Raw genomic sequence first — 13,409 nt, forward strand, 5'->3', positions numbered from 1 at the left:
CAAGGATTCGTTTTTGTAGGTTTTGTGACCCCAATATGTTGTGTGTCACATATGTGGATAACGGGGACAGCAAGGCGCCTCGAAACGCCTGGATTCGACGGTCGTTGCTGACCGGTTCGGCGGGTGGCCCGGAGCCGGGCCCGACGAGCGGCTTTCCATTTTAGCTGGCTTGCACTATCTCTTGCGCTTGCGCGGGGGCGTGTCTTGTCAAGCCTAAAAGCATTCGTTACGCCCCGCTCATGACAGTTACCGTTCGTTTCGCCCCATCCCCAACCGGCCGCATCCATATCGGCAACGCGCGCACCGCGCTGTTCAACTGGCTGTTCGCCATGAACAACAAGGGCCGCTACATCCAGCGCTTCGACGACACCGACGTTGCCCGCTCGACCCAGGAATTCGCCGATTCCATCCTGTATGACCTGCATTGGCTGGGCGTCTTCCCGGATGTTACCGAATATCAATCGCGCCGCGTCGACATCTACGATGCGGCGGTCGAGCGGCTGAAGGCGGCACGCGTGCTCTATGCCTGCTATGAAACGCCGGAGGAGCTCGATCTGCGCCGCAAGGTGCGGCGCACGCGCGGCCTGCCGCCGGTCTATGGCCGTGAGGCGCTGACGCTGACGCCGGACCAGGTGGCCGAATACGAATCCGACGGGCGCCGGCCGCATTGGCGCTTCCTGTTGCCGAACTTCACCGGCGATCCGCTGCAGCCGGAGCGGACCGAGGTACACTGGAACGACCTGGTGCGCGGCGAGGAGACCGTAGATCTCGCCTCGCTGTCGGATCCGGTGCTGGTGCGCGAGGACGGCAGCTATCTCTACACGCTGCCTTCGGTGGTCGACGACATCGGGATGGGCGTCACCCATGTCATCCGCGGCGATGACCACGTCACCAACACCGGCGTGCAGATCGCGTTGTTCCAGGCGCTGGGCGCCGAGCCGCCGGTGTTCGGCCACCACAATCTCTTGACCACTGTCTCGGGCGAGGGGCTGTCGAAGCGCACCGGCGCGCTGTCCATCGAAAGCCTGCGCGGGGACGGCATCGAGCCGATGGCGGTCGCCTCGCTCGCCGTGCTCGTCGGCACGTCGGAGAACGTTACGGCCGTGCATGACCTCAATGAGCTCGCCGGGCATTTCGACCCGGCGGCGACATCCAAGTCCGCCGCCAAGTTCGACCCCGACGAGCTGTTCGTGCTCAACCGGACGCTCATGCATCAAATGCCGTTCGAGGAGGCGCGCGACCGGCTGATCGTGCTCGGCATTTCCGGCGACAGCGCCGAGCCCTTCTGGCAGGCGGTACGCGGCAACATCGACCGTTTGTCGGACGCTGTCGCCTGGTGGCGAATCCTGAGCGACGGGCCGCAGGAGCCGGCGGAGTTTTCCGGCGAGGATCGCGACTTCCTCCACCAGGCGTTCGATCTCCTGCCCGAGGAGCCGTGGAACGGCACCGTCTGGAAGGACTGGACCGGCAAGATCAAGGAAGCGACCGGCCGCAAGGGCAAGCCGCTGTTCATGCCGCTGCGGCTGGCACTTACCGGGCGGACTTCGGGGCCTGAGCTTTCAGATCTATTGCCGCTGATGGGTCGGGAAGGAACGCTGGCCCGACGACCCTGACCTTGCGCTGTTCCGGCGGCAACGCCGATACCGGCGACACCGGCACCTTGGCGGTCAGGCGCTTGATCCCCGCGCGGTCGAGCCCGCCTTCGGCATTGGCGAGCGTTTCGGGGTCGGCGCCAGGATCGGGTTTGGCGGCCGGCACCGGGACGAAGGGCGTGGCCCCGCCGTCCGGTTGCGACTGTTCCGGATTGGGCGGAGTGCCGGCGATGATCGAGAAATTGCCGGCCTGGGCGTTGCAGCCGCATTGCGGCGGCCGCGAGTAGTTGGCCTGCTTGTAGAGATAGGCAGTCGGCAACTCGCTGTAGGGTTGGCCGGTCACCGAAGACGTCATATTGTCGGCATCGTCATCCATGCCCTGCTTGTAGAACACCTGCATCTCGGTGCCGGGGCAGCTCGATTCGCAATTCTTCTGGTCGCGTTCGAAATCGCCGTAGGAGGCGGCGTTCGACATCGGGAAGAAATAGCCGTCGCAAGTGCGCACGCAAATCGTGTGGAACTCGCCGTTCGGCAGGTCCATGCCGTCCGGCTGGTTGATGATCCGGCGGAAGTTGCGCACGCTGGGATCGTCGGACGGCACCTCCGATCCGTCGGGCGCGTCGAGGGGCTCGGTATCCTGACCGCGGCCGAAAAGCTGTTCGAAGAGATTGCCGTTGCCGCCGTCGCGGGCGGCCTCCTGGATGGGAGCGCGGCGCGGCGCGATCTCCTCGTCGCGGCAGCCATTGGCGTCGAGCGCCGCAAGGATGCGGCTGCGGTCGCGCCGGGTGCCGCCGCCGGCCAGCCGCTCGCGCTTGGCCTGCAAGGTGTCGAGGTTGGCCTTCATGCGCTCTATCGAGGCATTGATCGCCGCGCATTGGCCGACATTGCGCGAAAACAGCGTGAAGCCGCAATTGGCATCGCTGGCGCGGCCGCGCGCCTTCGCCAGCTGCTCGCGCTGGCGGGCGATCGCGTCGTCATATTTGCGGATCAGGCCCGGGCCGCCGCCACCGCCGCTTGCGGCGGCGAGTTCGGCTTCAAGTTGGCGGCACGTGCGGGAGGCTGCTTGCGGCTCGGTCACTGCGACAGCCGACGCCGCGAACGCTGCAAGCAGCGCCGCGAGGTGCGTCAGCTTCAACCCCTTCATCCGCCTGGAATCCCGATTGCCCGTGGTCGGAAGACTACCGCGTTCGTGGTTAACTGTTCCCTAGTAGAGGCCAAACCGATGCTAGCAAAAGCATAGCGATTCCAACAAACGCTACGTTCCAAACGAGCGAGCGGAGCAGTGGAACGCCGAATGCATAGAGCGGAAGATAGACCAGCCTGGCCGAAAAATAGAGTCCGGCTCCCCACTTGCTGAGCACGGTCTCGTGGCCAGTCGCGTGGACAAGAAAAACCGCCGCCACGAACACCGGAAATGTCTCGACGAAGTTTCGCAGTGCCCTTTCCAGGCGCCCTGCCAGCCCAGTGAGCGGAGGGAGTTCGGCGTCTCGGGCGCTGGCCGTCCAGCGGTAACCTCGCTGGAAGCTCGCCGAATGCGAGGCGAGGACTATGTGAATGAAACAGAGCACGCAACTTGCGGCGAGCATGGCTAGTTCGAAGCTCATTCTACCCTCGCACCTGCGCCAATGGTCGTTTCGCACGTCGAAATGCGGTCGGGTTTGACGGACGCCAAATTGCAATCAGGCACCACCGGTATTCACAGCCGGAGTCGTAATCGTCCTCAACCCAAATCGACGAGCGCCTGCGCCTTGTGCGCCGCCTCGACCACGGCCAGCGCCGTCATATTGACGACGCCGCGCGAGGTCACCGAAGGCGTCAGGATATGCGCGGGCTTGTCGGTGCCGAGCAGGATCGGTCCGACATGCAGAGCGTCCATCATGGCGCGCAGCGCCGTCAGCGTGATGTTGGCCGAATCGAGGTTCGGGAACACCAGGAGATTGGCTTCGCCCTTTAGCCGCGAATGCGGGTAGACGCGCTGGCGCAGATGTTCCGAAAGAGCGGAGTCGGCATGCATCTCGCCGTCGCATTGCAAGTCCGGCGCGATGCGGGCGAGGATCGACGCCGCCTGGCGCATCTTCAGCGCGCCGGGCGAATCGCGCGAGCCGAAATCCGAATGCGAAAGAAGCGCCGCCTTGGGCTCGATGCCGAAGCGCTGGATCTCTTCCGCCGCCAGCACGGTCATCTCGGCGATCTCCTCCGCCGTCGGATCGACCGAGACATGGGTGTCGGTGAGGAAGATGATGCCGCGCTGCGAGATCAGCATCGACAAGGTCGAGAGATCGCGGTCCTTGATGCCGGGACGCGGCCCGATGATCAGCGTGACATTGCGCAGATGCCGTTCGAAGCGGCCTTCGAGCCCGCAAATCATCGCGTCCGCATCGCCGCGCTTCAGCGCGAGCGCCGCGATCACCGTATTGTTGGTGCGCACCATGGTGCGCGCGGCCTCCGTCGTTATGCCGCGGCGGCCGGCGAGCTCGATCAGCAGATCGACATAGTGGCGGTAGCGCGGATCGTCTTCCGGGTTGATCAGGCCGAAATCGACGCCAGGCTTGATGCGCAGGCCGTAGCGTTTCAGCCGCACTTCCACCACATGCGGGCGGCCGATCAGGATCGGCTCGGCGATGCCTTCCTCCAGCACCACCTGCGCCGCGCGCAGCACGCGTTCGTCCTCGCCATCGGCATAGATGACCCGCTTGGCGCTCGAGGCCTTGGCGGAGGAGAACACCGGCTTCATCACCAGGCCGGAACGGAAGACGAAGCGGTTGAGCTTGTCGATATAGGCCGAAAAGTCGGCGATCGGCCGCGTCGCCACGCCGGTGTCGCAGGCGGCTTTCGCCACCGCCGGCGCGATGCGCAAGATGAGGCGCGGGTCGAAGGGCGAGGGGATCAGGAAATCCGGGCCGAACACCGGCGTCTCGCCGGAATAGGCGCGCGCCGCGACATCGGAAGGCTCTTCGCGGGCAAGGGCGGCGATCGCCCTGACCGCGGCCATCTTCATTTCCTCGTTGATGGCGCTGGCGCCGCAGTCCAGCGCGCCGCGGAAGATGTAAGGAAAGCAGAGCACGTTGTTGACTTGATTGGGAAAATCGGAACGCCCGGTGCAGATCATGGCGTCCGGTCGGGCCACCCTTGCCACCTCCGGCATGATCTCCGGCGTCGGGTTGGCGAGCGCCAGGATCAGCGGCTTCGGCGCCATATGCCGCAGGAGCTCGGGCTTGAGAACGCCGGCGGCGGAGAGGCCGAGGAAGACATCGGCGCCGGGGATGACATCGGCCAGCGTGCGCGCCTGCGTATCCTTCACATAAGGGTCTTTCCAGCGATCCATCTCCTCGACGCGGCCTTTGTGGGCGACGCCGAAACGGTCGGTGACCCAGATGTTTTCCACCCTGGCGCCGAGCGAGACCAGCAGATTGAGGCAGGCGAGCGCGGCAGCGCCGGCGCCGGAGGTGACGATCTTGATGTCGGCAATCGTCTTGCCGGCGAATTCCAGCCCGTTGAGCACCGCCGCGGCGACGATGATCGCCGTGCCGTGCTGGTCGTCATGGAACACCGGTATGCCCATGCGGGCCTTCAGCCGCTCCTCGACCTCGAAGCATTCGGGCGCCTTGATGTCCTCGAGGTTGATGCCGCCGAAGGTCGGCTCGAGCGCGGCGACGGTCTCGACCATGCGCTCGATCTCGGGCGCGTCGATCTCGATGTCGAAGACGTCGATGCCGGCGAACTTCTTGAACAGCACCGCCTTGCCTTCCATGACCGGCTTGGAGGCGAGGGGTCCGATATTGCCGAGGCCGAGCACCGCCGAGCCGTTGGAGACGACGCCGACCAGGTTGGCGCGCGCCGTGTAGTCGGCGGCGGTCGACGGGTCGTCGCGTATTTCGAGGCAAGGGGCGGCCACGCCCGGCGAATAGGCAAGCGCCAGATCCCGCTGGTTGCCGAGCGGCTTGGTCGCCTGGATTTCGAGCTTTCCCGGTGTAGGGTGCTTGTGGAAGAAGAGCGCGGCTTCGTCGAGGTCCGATCGGGCCGTTTTCTTGCTCTCGCCGTCCATTCGCGGCCCCTCCCTGCGCTTCCTGCTTTCGAGCCTTTTAGCACGCGGCGGCGATTCTTCGCGACGCCAAATCTCAGCTTCCGCGTTCACATCGCCGAAGCCGAAATTTGCGAGTTATTTCATTCGTTTGAGGCAAGACTCTCTGGTTTGGGCTGCTGCCGCGGGGCCGACCCGGTCAGAACGCGCTGACATAGAGGCCGCCGTCAACCGGGATGTTCTGTCCGGTGAGATAGCTGGCATGGACCGAGCACAGGAAGGCGCAGATCTGGCCGAATTCCTCCGGCGTGCCGAGGCGCTTTGCCGGCACATCGGCGCTGATGCGGGCCTTGCGCGCGGCCGCGGCCGCCGGGTCTTCCAGCGTGCCGGCCTCATGCGGGCCGCGCAGCCGGTCGGTGTCGAGCTTGCCTGGCAGAAGGCTGTTGATGGTGACGTTGCGGTCGATCACCGTGCGCGCCACGCCGGCAAGGAACGAGGTCAGGCCGGCGCGGGCGCCTGACGACAGGTCGAGCCCGGGGATCGGCACATAGACCGACAGCGAGGTGATGTTGACGATGCGGCCGAAGCCGCGCTTGGCCATGCCGTCGATCACCACCTGGATCAGCTCGATCGGCGTCACCATGTTCTGCGTCACGCCTTCGAGGATCTTTGCGCGGTCGAGCTCGCGGAAATCGCGAAGCGGCGGGCCGCCATTGTTGTTGATCAGGATGTCCGGGTCCGGGCAGGCGGCGAGCAGCGCCTTCTGCACCTCCGGCTTCGACACGTCGCCAGCGATCTCGATCACCTCGACGCCGAATTTTTCGCGGATTTCCTGCGCGGTCTTGGCCAGCAGCTCGGCGTTGCGGCCGTTGACGACAAGATCGACGCCGGCTTCGGCCAGGGCAATCGCGCAGCCTCGCCCCAATCCCTTGCTCGAAGCGCAGACGATGGCCTTCTTGCCGCGAATACCGAGATCCATGGTGGTTCCTCCTTTTTCAAGGGCGGCAAGCTAGCGCCTGGGCTGGACCAACCGCAACCGTCATACGGTTGTTGCATGAATCGAGGCATAGGCACGCGAAAGAAAGGTGGAAATCGCGATGTCCGGTCCAGAGCCCCGCACTTTTCGCACCATGTTCATTTCCGACGTGCATCTCGGCTCGAAAGCGGCCAAGGCCGATTTCCTGATCGATTTCCTGCGCCACCATGATGCCGACACCATCTATCTGGTCGGCGATATCGTCGACGGCTGGCGCCTGCGGCGCACCTGGCATTGGCCGCAGAGCCACAACGACGTGGTGCAGAAATTGCTGCGCAAGGCGCGCAAGGGCGCCTCGATCACCTACATCGCCGGCAACCACGACGAATTCGCCCGCCAGTTCCAGGGCGTGCATTTCGGCGGCATCGTCGTTGCCGATCGCGCCATCCACGAGACAGCCGACGGCAGGCGGCTGCTCGTCATCCATGGCGACCAGTTCGACACTGTCGTGCACAACCAGCGCTGGCTCGCCTATCTCGGCGACTATGCCTATGACACGGCAATGCTGGTCAATCGGGTCGTGACCAAGCTGCGCCATCTGCTGGGCCTGCCTTACTGGTCGTTCTCGTCCTGGGCCAAGGTCAAGGTCAAGAAGGCGGTGAACTTCATCGGCTCGTTCCAGACGGTGCTCTCCGAGGAAGCGCGGCGCTCGCATGTCGACGGCGTCATCTGCGGCCACATCCATCACGCCGCGATCGAGAATTATGGCGACGTGCAGTACATCAACACGGGCGACTGGGTGGAAAGCTGCACGGCCGTGGTCGAGCATTTCGACGGCCGCATGGAGATACTTACCTGGGCGCATGTGCTGCCCGAGGTTCCGGCCGGCAAGGACACGCTGGTGCCTGTCGATATCGTCAGTCTCAAGGGCAGGACGACGGTCAAGGCCGCATGAAAGCCTTCCGCCTCTCGGCCCTGAGACTCTTTGTCTTTCAACAGCTTTAGCTTGATCGATTGGTCCAGGCAGTTCCGCCGCGCTTTGCCGCATGATACGGATCAAGGCACGTTGCAGGCCATAGAATGCAGCGTAATTGGATCGATTCATGTCGCTGCCGCCGCTTTCGCCCGAGCAACTCGTCAAGCCCGCCCATTTCGAACTGCGCATGAGCCTGATCTTTGCGACGCTGTTCGTGTCGCAGGGCACGCATCTGCCGTATTTTCCGCTTTGGCTGGAGGCGAAAGGTTTTCATGCCGAGCAGATCGCCGTCATCCTGGCCGCGCCGATGTTCCTGCGCGTCGTGACGACGCCGATGCTCACCGCGCTGGCCGACCGGGCGAAGGACCGCGCCAACGTCTATATCGCGCTTGTCGCGGCTACGATGATCATTTCGGCCGGCTATTTCCTGCCGGCCAGCTATGCGGGCGTGCTCGCCGTCTCGCTGCTGGTCTCGATCCCCTGGGCGCCGCATTCGGCGATGGCCGATTCGCTGGCGCTGTCGGGCGTGCGCCGCTTCGGCTCCAACTACACCGCGATGCGCAAATGGGGCTCGATCACCTATCTTTGCGCCAATGTGGTGGGCGGCTTCATCCTGGCAGCCACGGGTCCTCAAGCTGTTCCGGTGAACATCTTCGTGGCCCTTGCCGCAGCCCTTGTCGCGGGACTGTGGGCGCCGCGCATGGGGCGGCCGCGCAAGGCTTCGCCGCTGTCGGCGACCGACATCCAGCAATCGGCCCCGAGCCTCTTCAACGCCTATTTCCTCTATTTCACGCTCGGCGTCGGCATCATCACCGCCAGCCACGCCTTTCTCTACGGCTTCGTGTCGATCTACTGGAAGTCGATCGGCATCGGCGATTCCGTCGTCGGGCTGCTGTGGGCCTGGGGCGTGGTCTGCGAGGTCTGCATGTTTGTGTTCTTCAACCGCATCTTTGCCTCCGTCTCGGTCGTCAGGGTGATGGTGATCGCCGGCATCGGCTCGATCGTGCGCTGGATCGCCTTTCCGCTGGTCTGGCCGCTCGGCCTGGGGGTCGCCGGCTTCTTCGGCGTCCAGACGCTGCATTCGGTGTCGGTGGCGATGGTGCTGATCGGCCTGCAGAAGATGATCGGCGAAACGGTTACCGAAGAGCGCACCGGCGCGGCGCAAGGCATCGCCTATTTCTTCAACGGCTTCTTCATGGCCGCGGTGACGCTGGCCTCTGGGCCGCTCTATGACCGTTTCGGTGTCGACGGCTTCCTGGCGATGATCCCGATAGCGATCATCGGCCTCCTGCTGATCGGCCTTGCCGCGCGCTCAGCCCCACAGCGCGCGGCCAGGGGGTGACACCAGCGATCCCTGGTAGACGAGACCGGGCTCGCGGTCGCGCGCAAGCAGCAGTGGGCCGTCGAGATCGACGAAGTCGGCGTCTTGAGCCAAGAGCACTGCGGGCGCCATGGCAAGCGACGTGCCGACCATGCAGCCCACCATGATGCCGAAACCCAGCTCCCGGGCGCGGTCGCGAAGGATCAGCGCCTCGGTCAGGCCGCCCGACTTGTCGAGCTTGATGTTGATGGCGTCGTAGAGGCCGACCAGCGCTTCAAGGTTCTTCGCCTCGTGCACGCTTTCGTCGGCGCAGATCGGCACCGGGTGCGCGATCTTGCGCAAGATGCCGTCCCGGCCGGCCGGCAGCGGCTGCTCGATTAGCGCGATGCCATGCTCCGCCGCGAAGGCGAGATTCGCCTCGATGTTCTCGTCCGTCCATCCCTCGTTGGCGTCGAGGATGATGCGGCTTCGCGGCGCGGCTTCCGTCACGGCACGGATCCTTGCCATGTCGTTGTCGCCGCCGATCTTGACCTTGAGCAGCGGCCGCGATGCATTGGCGCGTGCCTGGGCTGCCATCGCCTCAGGCTCGGCGAGCGACAGCGTATAAGCGGTTTCCAGCGCCTTCGGCGAAACCGCGCCGATCGCGTCCGCCACCGGCCTGCCGCTCAGCTTGGCCTCGAGGTCCCACAAGGCGCAGTCGACGGCATTGCGGGCCGCGCCGGCCGGCATGGCGGCCGGCAGGGCGGTGCGGCCGATGCCGCCGATGATCTGTTCGCGCATCGCCTCGATTGCGGCGCGCACGCCCTCCATGGTCTCGCCGTAGCGCTTGTAGGGAACGCATTCGCCGCGCCCGGCCTGCCCATTCTCGTCGATCGTCACGGTGATGACTTCGGCTTCGGTCTTCGATCCGCGCGAGATGGTGAAGGTGCCTGCGATCGGGAATCGCTCGGCCTCGACCGAAATGCCACGCGCCATATTTTTCTTCTCCGGCTGTGCGACACCGGTCTGCCGGCAAATCGACACGCCAGTCCCGTCACGCTAAACAGGACGCCATGTTGACCATCCGCAAACGCGACGCAAGCCGCACGCCCGCCGGTGAGCCCAATCACCGGCCGCGCATCGCCGTCGGCGAGGAAGGCGGCGTGCTCGGCTGCGCCTTTTCCGGCGTCTGGACGACGCGGACCGTGGCATCGGTCGACGCCGAGATGCGCAAGATCGAAAAGCGCAGCAGCGCCAAGACGCTGATGCTCGATCTTTCCAAGATCGAGAAGATGGACACGGCCGGCGCCTGGCTGATCGATCGGCTGGCCAGCGCCTTCGAGAAGAAAGGCGTCGAGGTGCATGTGCAGGGGCAGAGCGAGATCGCCTCGATCCTGCTCGGCGCCGTCGGCGACGCGGTGCGGCGCGAGCCCGAATCGGGACCCGCCGGCCCGCCCAACATCATCCTGCGCGCGCTGGAGCTGGTCGGCCGCCGCGTCTACGAGATGCGCGACGACTTCCTCGCCTCGATGAACATCCTCGGCGCCACCATCCGCGGCGCGCAGATGAAGCTCGGCCGCGGCCATGCCGTCAATCCGGCCGCGATCTTCAATCAGATCGACCGCATGGGCGTCGGCGCCATTCCGGTGGTGGTGCTGATGTCGGCCATCGTCGGCGCCATCGTCGCCCAGCAGGGCGCCTACCAGCTCAGCTATTTCGGCGCCGACATCTTCGTCGTCGACCTCGTCGGCGTGCTGATCCTGCGCGAGCTCGGCGTGCTGATGACGGCGATCATGCTCGCCGGCCGTTCAGGCAGCGCCATCACCGCCGAGATCGGCTCGATGAAGATGCGCGAGGAGGTCGACGCGCTGAAGGTGATCGGGCTGAATCCGATCGGCGTGTTGGTGTTTCCGCGGCTCGTCGCGCTGGTGATCGCGCTGCCATGCTTGACGATCATCGCCAATTTCGCCGCGCTTGGCGGCGGCATCATCGCCGCGTGGCTCTATTCCGACATTCCGCCGGCCGCCTTCATCGACAGGCTGCGTGTCGCCATCGACCTCAGCACCATCTTTGCCGGGCTGATCAAGGCGCCGTTCATGGCCATGATCATCGGCACCATCGCGTCGGTCGAGGGCATGAAGGTCGGCGGCAGCGCCGAGTCGCTCGGCCGGCACGTGACCGCCTCGGTGGTGAAGTCGATCTTCGTCGTCATCATCCTCGACGGGCTCTTCGCCATGTTCTACGCAGCGATCGAGTTCTGAGATGGCAGGCGCAAGCGGCAACGGGGTCCAGACGGCGCAGGACGCGGATGAAAGCGAAATCGTGCTTTCGGTCCGCGACGTAACCGTCGCCATCGAGGACAAGCTGATCCTCGACAAGCTTTCGCTCGACATCACGCGTGGCGAGATCCTGGGCTTCGTCGGCGCCTCGGGCGCCGGCAAGTCGGTTCTGCTGCGCACCATCCTCGGGCTGATGCCCAAGCAGTCCGGGACGATCAGGCTGTTCGGCGTCGACGTCGACAAGGCAAGCGAGGTCGAGCGCCTGCGCATCGACATGCGGCTGGGCGTCCTGTTCCAGCACGGCGCGCTGTTTTCGGCGCTGACGGTGCAGGAAAACGTGCAGGTGCCGATGCGCGAATATCTCGACCTGCCGAAGAAGCTGATGGACGAGCTCGCCTTGCTCAAGGTCGAGCTGGTGGGGCTGCCGCCGGACGCGGCGCAGAAATTCCCTTCCGAGCTGTCGGGCGGCATGATCAAGCGCGCGGCGCTGGCGCGCGCGCTGGCGCTCGATCCGGACATCGTCTTTCTCGACGAGCCGACCTCCGGCCTCGATCCGATCAGCGCCGCCGAGTTCGACGAGCTGGTCGTCAAGCTGCGCGATACGATGGATTTGACGGTTTACATGGTCACGCACGACCTCGACACGCTGTTCACCGCCTGCGATCACGTGGCGGTGCTCGGCAAGAAGAGGGTGCTGGTCGAAGGGACGATCGACGACATGCTGAAGAGCGAAGAGCCGTGGGTCAAATCCTATTTCCGCGGAAAACGCGCCCGCCAACTTGATCTTGCGGCACGCGCATAGCCATAAGTGGGGCAATGGAAACCAGAGCCAACTATGTAATTGTCGGCATCTTCACGCTGGCCGCGATCCTCGCGGCCTTCGCCTTCGTCTATTGGACGGCCGCGATCGGCGAACGGGGCGAGACGACGCTCCTGCGCGTGCGCATCCCGGGCTCGGCTTCCGGCCTCGGCCGCGGCAGCTTCGTGCTCTTCAACGGCGTCAAGGTGGGCGACGTCAAACGGGTCTATATCGACGTCGACAATCCGACCGTCGCCATCGCCGATACCGAGATCGACCGCATGACGCCGATCACCAAGTCGACGCAGGCCGATATCGGGCTTGCCGGACTTACCGGCCAGGCCAATATCGAGCTCAGGGGCGCGGATCCCAAGGAAGCGAAGCTCCTCGACGAGGCGGAGAAGGAAGGCAGGGTTCCGGAGATCGTCGCCAATCCGTCGGCCGTGACCAACCTGCTGCAGACGGCGCAGAACATCTTCACCCGTGCCGACAAGGTGCTGTCCGAGCTGGAAGGCTTCACCCGGGATGTTCGCGGACCGCTGACGCAGACCGTCAAGAACGTCGAGACCTTCTCCGATGCGCTGGCCAAGAATTCCGACGGTATCGACAAGTTCCTGTCCGCCGTAAGCTCGCTTTCAGAGCAATTGCAGAACGTCTCAGGCCGATTGGACAGCACGCTGAAGGCGGCCGAGGGCCTGCTCAACTCGGTAGACAAGGACCAGATCAAGAGCATCGTCGCCAACGTCAATACGGTCACCGCCAATCTGAAGGAGACCAGCGGGCAGTTGGACGCCGTGCTGAAGAACGTCGATACCGCCGTGGGGTCGGTCAACGACTTCGCCAAGCAGACGCAAGGGACGTTCGCCAAGGTCGACAAGGTGCTCGACGGGATCGATCCCGCGGATGTCCGCACGGCGCTCGCCAACATCCAGAAGGCGAGCGACAGCGCCAACAAGGCGGCCTCGGATATCGCCAAGGTCACCGACAAGATCGCCAATCGCTCCGACGACATCAATGACACCATCAAGAACGCCCGCCAGCTCGCGCAGCGCCTCAACGACGCCTCGGTGCGCGTCGACGGCATCCTCGCCAAGGTCGACCAGCTTCTCGGATCCGGCGAGGCCAACGGCGTGATGGCGGATGCCAGGGCGACGCTGAAATCCTTCAAGCAGGTCGCCGATACGCTGAACGCGCGCCTCGGCACCATCACCGACAATCTGGCGCGCTTCTCGGGTTCGGGGTTGCAGGAAGTGAAAGCGCTGGTGCAGGACAGCCGGCGCTCGATCAACCGCATCGAGGAAGCGGTGACCGATCTCAGCCGCAACCCGCAGCGCATACTGACGGGCGGCGAAGGAGAGGTTCGTCAGTTCGACGGCAGGGCGCGGCGTTGACTTCGGCTGCGACGAACGCCAAGAACATGGATTGCAGCTGCAAGTTGATCGTCAGATCCGGGGACATAACGGGGA

General features: G+C 64.7%; 11 protein-coding genes. 6 read left to right on the top strand and 5 right to left on the bottom strand.

Features of this window, described 5'->3' with window-relative positions:
* The first annotated feature begins 239 nt into the window (after positions 1-239).
* Positions 240-1,613: a glutamate--tRNA ligase gene (locus EJ067_RS31870; RefSeq protein ID WP_126089048.1), complete on the top strand. Its 1,374-nt coding sequence runs from the start codon at positions 240-242 to the stop codon at positions 1,611-1,613.
* Here EJ067_RS31870 and EJ067_RS31875 read toward each other — a convergent pair.
* The 4 genes from EJ067_RS31875 to EJ067_RS31890 form a co-directional block, all read right to left on the bottom strand.
* Complete coding sequence (locus tag EJ067_RS31875; RefSeq protein ID WP_126089049.1) at positions 1,531-2,736, bottom strand: DUF2865 domain-containing protein; 1,206 nt, start codon at positions 2,734-2,736, stop codon at positions 1,531-1,533. The two genes, EJ067_RS31870 and EJ067_RS31875, sit on opposite strands and share 83 nt — an antisense overlap.
* A gap of 49 nt (positions 2,737-2,785) precedes the next feature.
* Entirely contained in the window at positions 2,786-3,196 is a 411-nt protein-coding gene (locus tag EJ067_RS31880) for an MAPEG family protein (RefSeq protein WP_126089050.1), read from the bottom strand.
* A 116-nt stretch (positions 3,197-3,312) separates the two neighbouring features.
* Positions 3,313-5,637, bottom strand: coding sequence for an NADP-dependent malic enzyme (locus EJ067_RS31885; protein WP_126089051.1), 2,325 nt, complete (start codon positions 5,635-5,637; stop codon positions 3,313-3,315).
* A gap of 175 nt (positions 5,638-5,812) precedes the next feature.
* The gene (locus tag EJ067_RS31890) at positions 5,813-6,592 is read right to left on the bottom strand and encodes an SDR family oxidoreductase (RefSeq protein WP_126089052.1); all 780 of its coding nucleotides are present in this window, start codon (positions 6,590-6,592) and stop codon (positions 5,813-5,815) included.
* A gap of 118 nt (positions 6,593-6,710) precedes the next feature.
* Here EJ067_RS31890 and EJ067_RS31895 point away from each other — a divergent pair, with 118 nt between their 5' ends.
* Together EJ067_RS31895 and EJ067_RS31900 are read left to right on the top strand one after the other, a co-directional pair.
* Positions 6,711-7,544: a UDP-2,3-diacylglucosamine diphosphatase gene (locus tag EJ067_RS31895; protein WP_126089053.1), complete on the top strand. Its 834-nt coding sequence runs from the start codon at positions 6,711-6,713 to the stop codon at positions 7,542-7,544.
* 148 nt (positions 7,545-7,692) lie between these two features.
* Complete coding sequence (locus tag EJ067_RS31900; RefSeq protein ID WP_126089054.1) at positions 7,693-8,907, top strand: MFS transporter; 1,215 nt, start codon at positions 7,693-7,695, stop codon at positions 8,905-8,907.
* On the opposite strand, the gene dgcA is transcribed toward EJ067_RS31900, so the two are convergent.
* On the bottom strand, positions 8,878-9,861 hold the full coding sequence (dgcA, locus tag EJ067_RS31905; protein WP_126089055.1) for an N-acetyl-D-Glu racemase DgcA: 984 nt from the start codon (positions 9,859-9,861) through the stop codon (positions 8,878-8,880). The genes EJ067_RS31900 and dgcA overlap by 30 nt on opposite strands.
* Before the next feature lie 77 nt (positions 9,862-9,938).
* Here dgcA and EJ067_RS31910 point away from each other — a divergent pair, with 77 nt between their 5' ends.
* From EJ067_RS31910 to EJ067_RS31920, 3 genes are read left to right on the top strand one after another with little or no spacing between them, the layout of a single operon-like run.
* Complete coding sequence (locus EJ067_RS31910) at positions 9,939-11,126, top strand: ABC transporter permease (RefSeq protein ID WP_126089056.1); 1,188 nt, start codon at positions 9,939-9,941, stop codon at positions 11,124-11,126.
* 1 nt (position 11,127) lies between these two features.
* Positions 11,128-11,946 (top strand): ABC transporter ATP-binding protein, encoded by an 819-nt coding sequence (locus EJ067_RS31915; RefSeq protein WP_126089057.1) that lies wholly within the window; start codon positions 11,128-11,130, stop codon positions 11,944-11,946.
* Positions 11,947-11,960: 14 nt separating this feature from the next.
* Positions 11,961-13,334: an MlaD family protein gene (locus EJ067_RS31920; RefSeq protein WP_126089058.1), complete on the top strand. Its 1,374-nt coding sequence runs from the start codon at positions 11,961-11,963 to the stop codon at positions 13,332-13,334.
* Positions 13,335-13,409 lie beyond the last annotated feature (75 nt).

This window comes from Mesorhizobium sp. M1D.F.Ca.ET.043.01.1.1, assembly GCF_003952385.1.
Lineage (GTDB): Bacteria > Pseudomonadota > Alphaproteobacteria > Rhizobiales > Rhizobiaceae > Mesorhizobium.

What these genes read in the sequence shown, in the direction of transcription:
- EJ067_RS31870 (WP_126089048.1), top strand. Translation starts at nt 240, where the DNA reads ATGACAGTTACCGTTCGTTTCGCCCCATCCCCAACCGGCCGCATCCAT.
- EJ067_RS31875 (WP_126089049.1), bottom strand. Translation starts at nt 2,736, where the DNA reads ATGAAGGGGTTGAAGCTGACGCACCTCGCGGCGCTGCTTGCAGCGTTC.
- EJ067_RS31880 (WP_126089050.1), bottom strand. Translation starts at nt 3,196, where the DNA reads ATGAGCTTCGAACTAGCCATGCTCGCCGCAAGTTGCGTGCTCTGTTTC.
- EJ067_RS31885 (WP_126089051.1), bottom strand. Translation starts at nt 5,637, where the DNA reads ATGGACGGCGAGAGCAAGAAAACGGCCCGATCGGACCTCGACGAAGCC.
- EJ067_RS31890 (WP_126089052.1), bottom strand. Translation starts at nt 6,592, where the DNA reads ATGGATCTCGGTATTCGCGGCAAGAAGGCCATCGTCTGCGCTTCGAGC.
- EJ067_RS31895 (WP_126089053.1), top strand. Translation starts at nt 6,711, where the DNA reads ATGTCCGGTCCAGAGCCCCGCACTTTTCGCACCATGTTCATTTCCGAC.
- EJ067_RS31900 (WP_126089054.1), top strand. Translation starts at nt 7,693, where the DNA reads ATGTCGCTGCCGCCGCTTTCGCCCGAGCAACTCGTCAAGCCCGCCCAT.
- dgcA (WP_126089055.1), bottom strand. Translation starts at nt 9,861, where the DNA reads ATGGCGCGTGGCATTTCGGTCGAGGCCGAGCGATTCCCGATCGCAGGC.
- EJ067_RS31910 (WP_126089056.1), top strand. Translation starts at nt 9,939, where the DNA reads ATGTTGACCATCCGCAAACGCGACGCAAGCCGCACGCCCGCCGGTGAG.
- EJ067_RS31915 (WP_126089057.1), top strand. Translation starts at nt 11,128, where the DNA reads ATGGCAGGCGCAAGCGGCAACGGGGTCCAGACGGCGCAGGACGCGGAT.
- EJ067_RS31920 (WP_126089058.1), top strand. Translation starts at nt 11,961, where the DNA reads ATGGAAACCAGAGCCAACTATGTAATTGTCGGCATCTTCACGCTGGCC.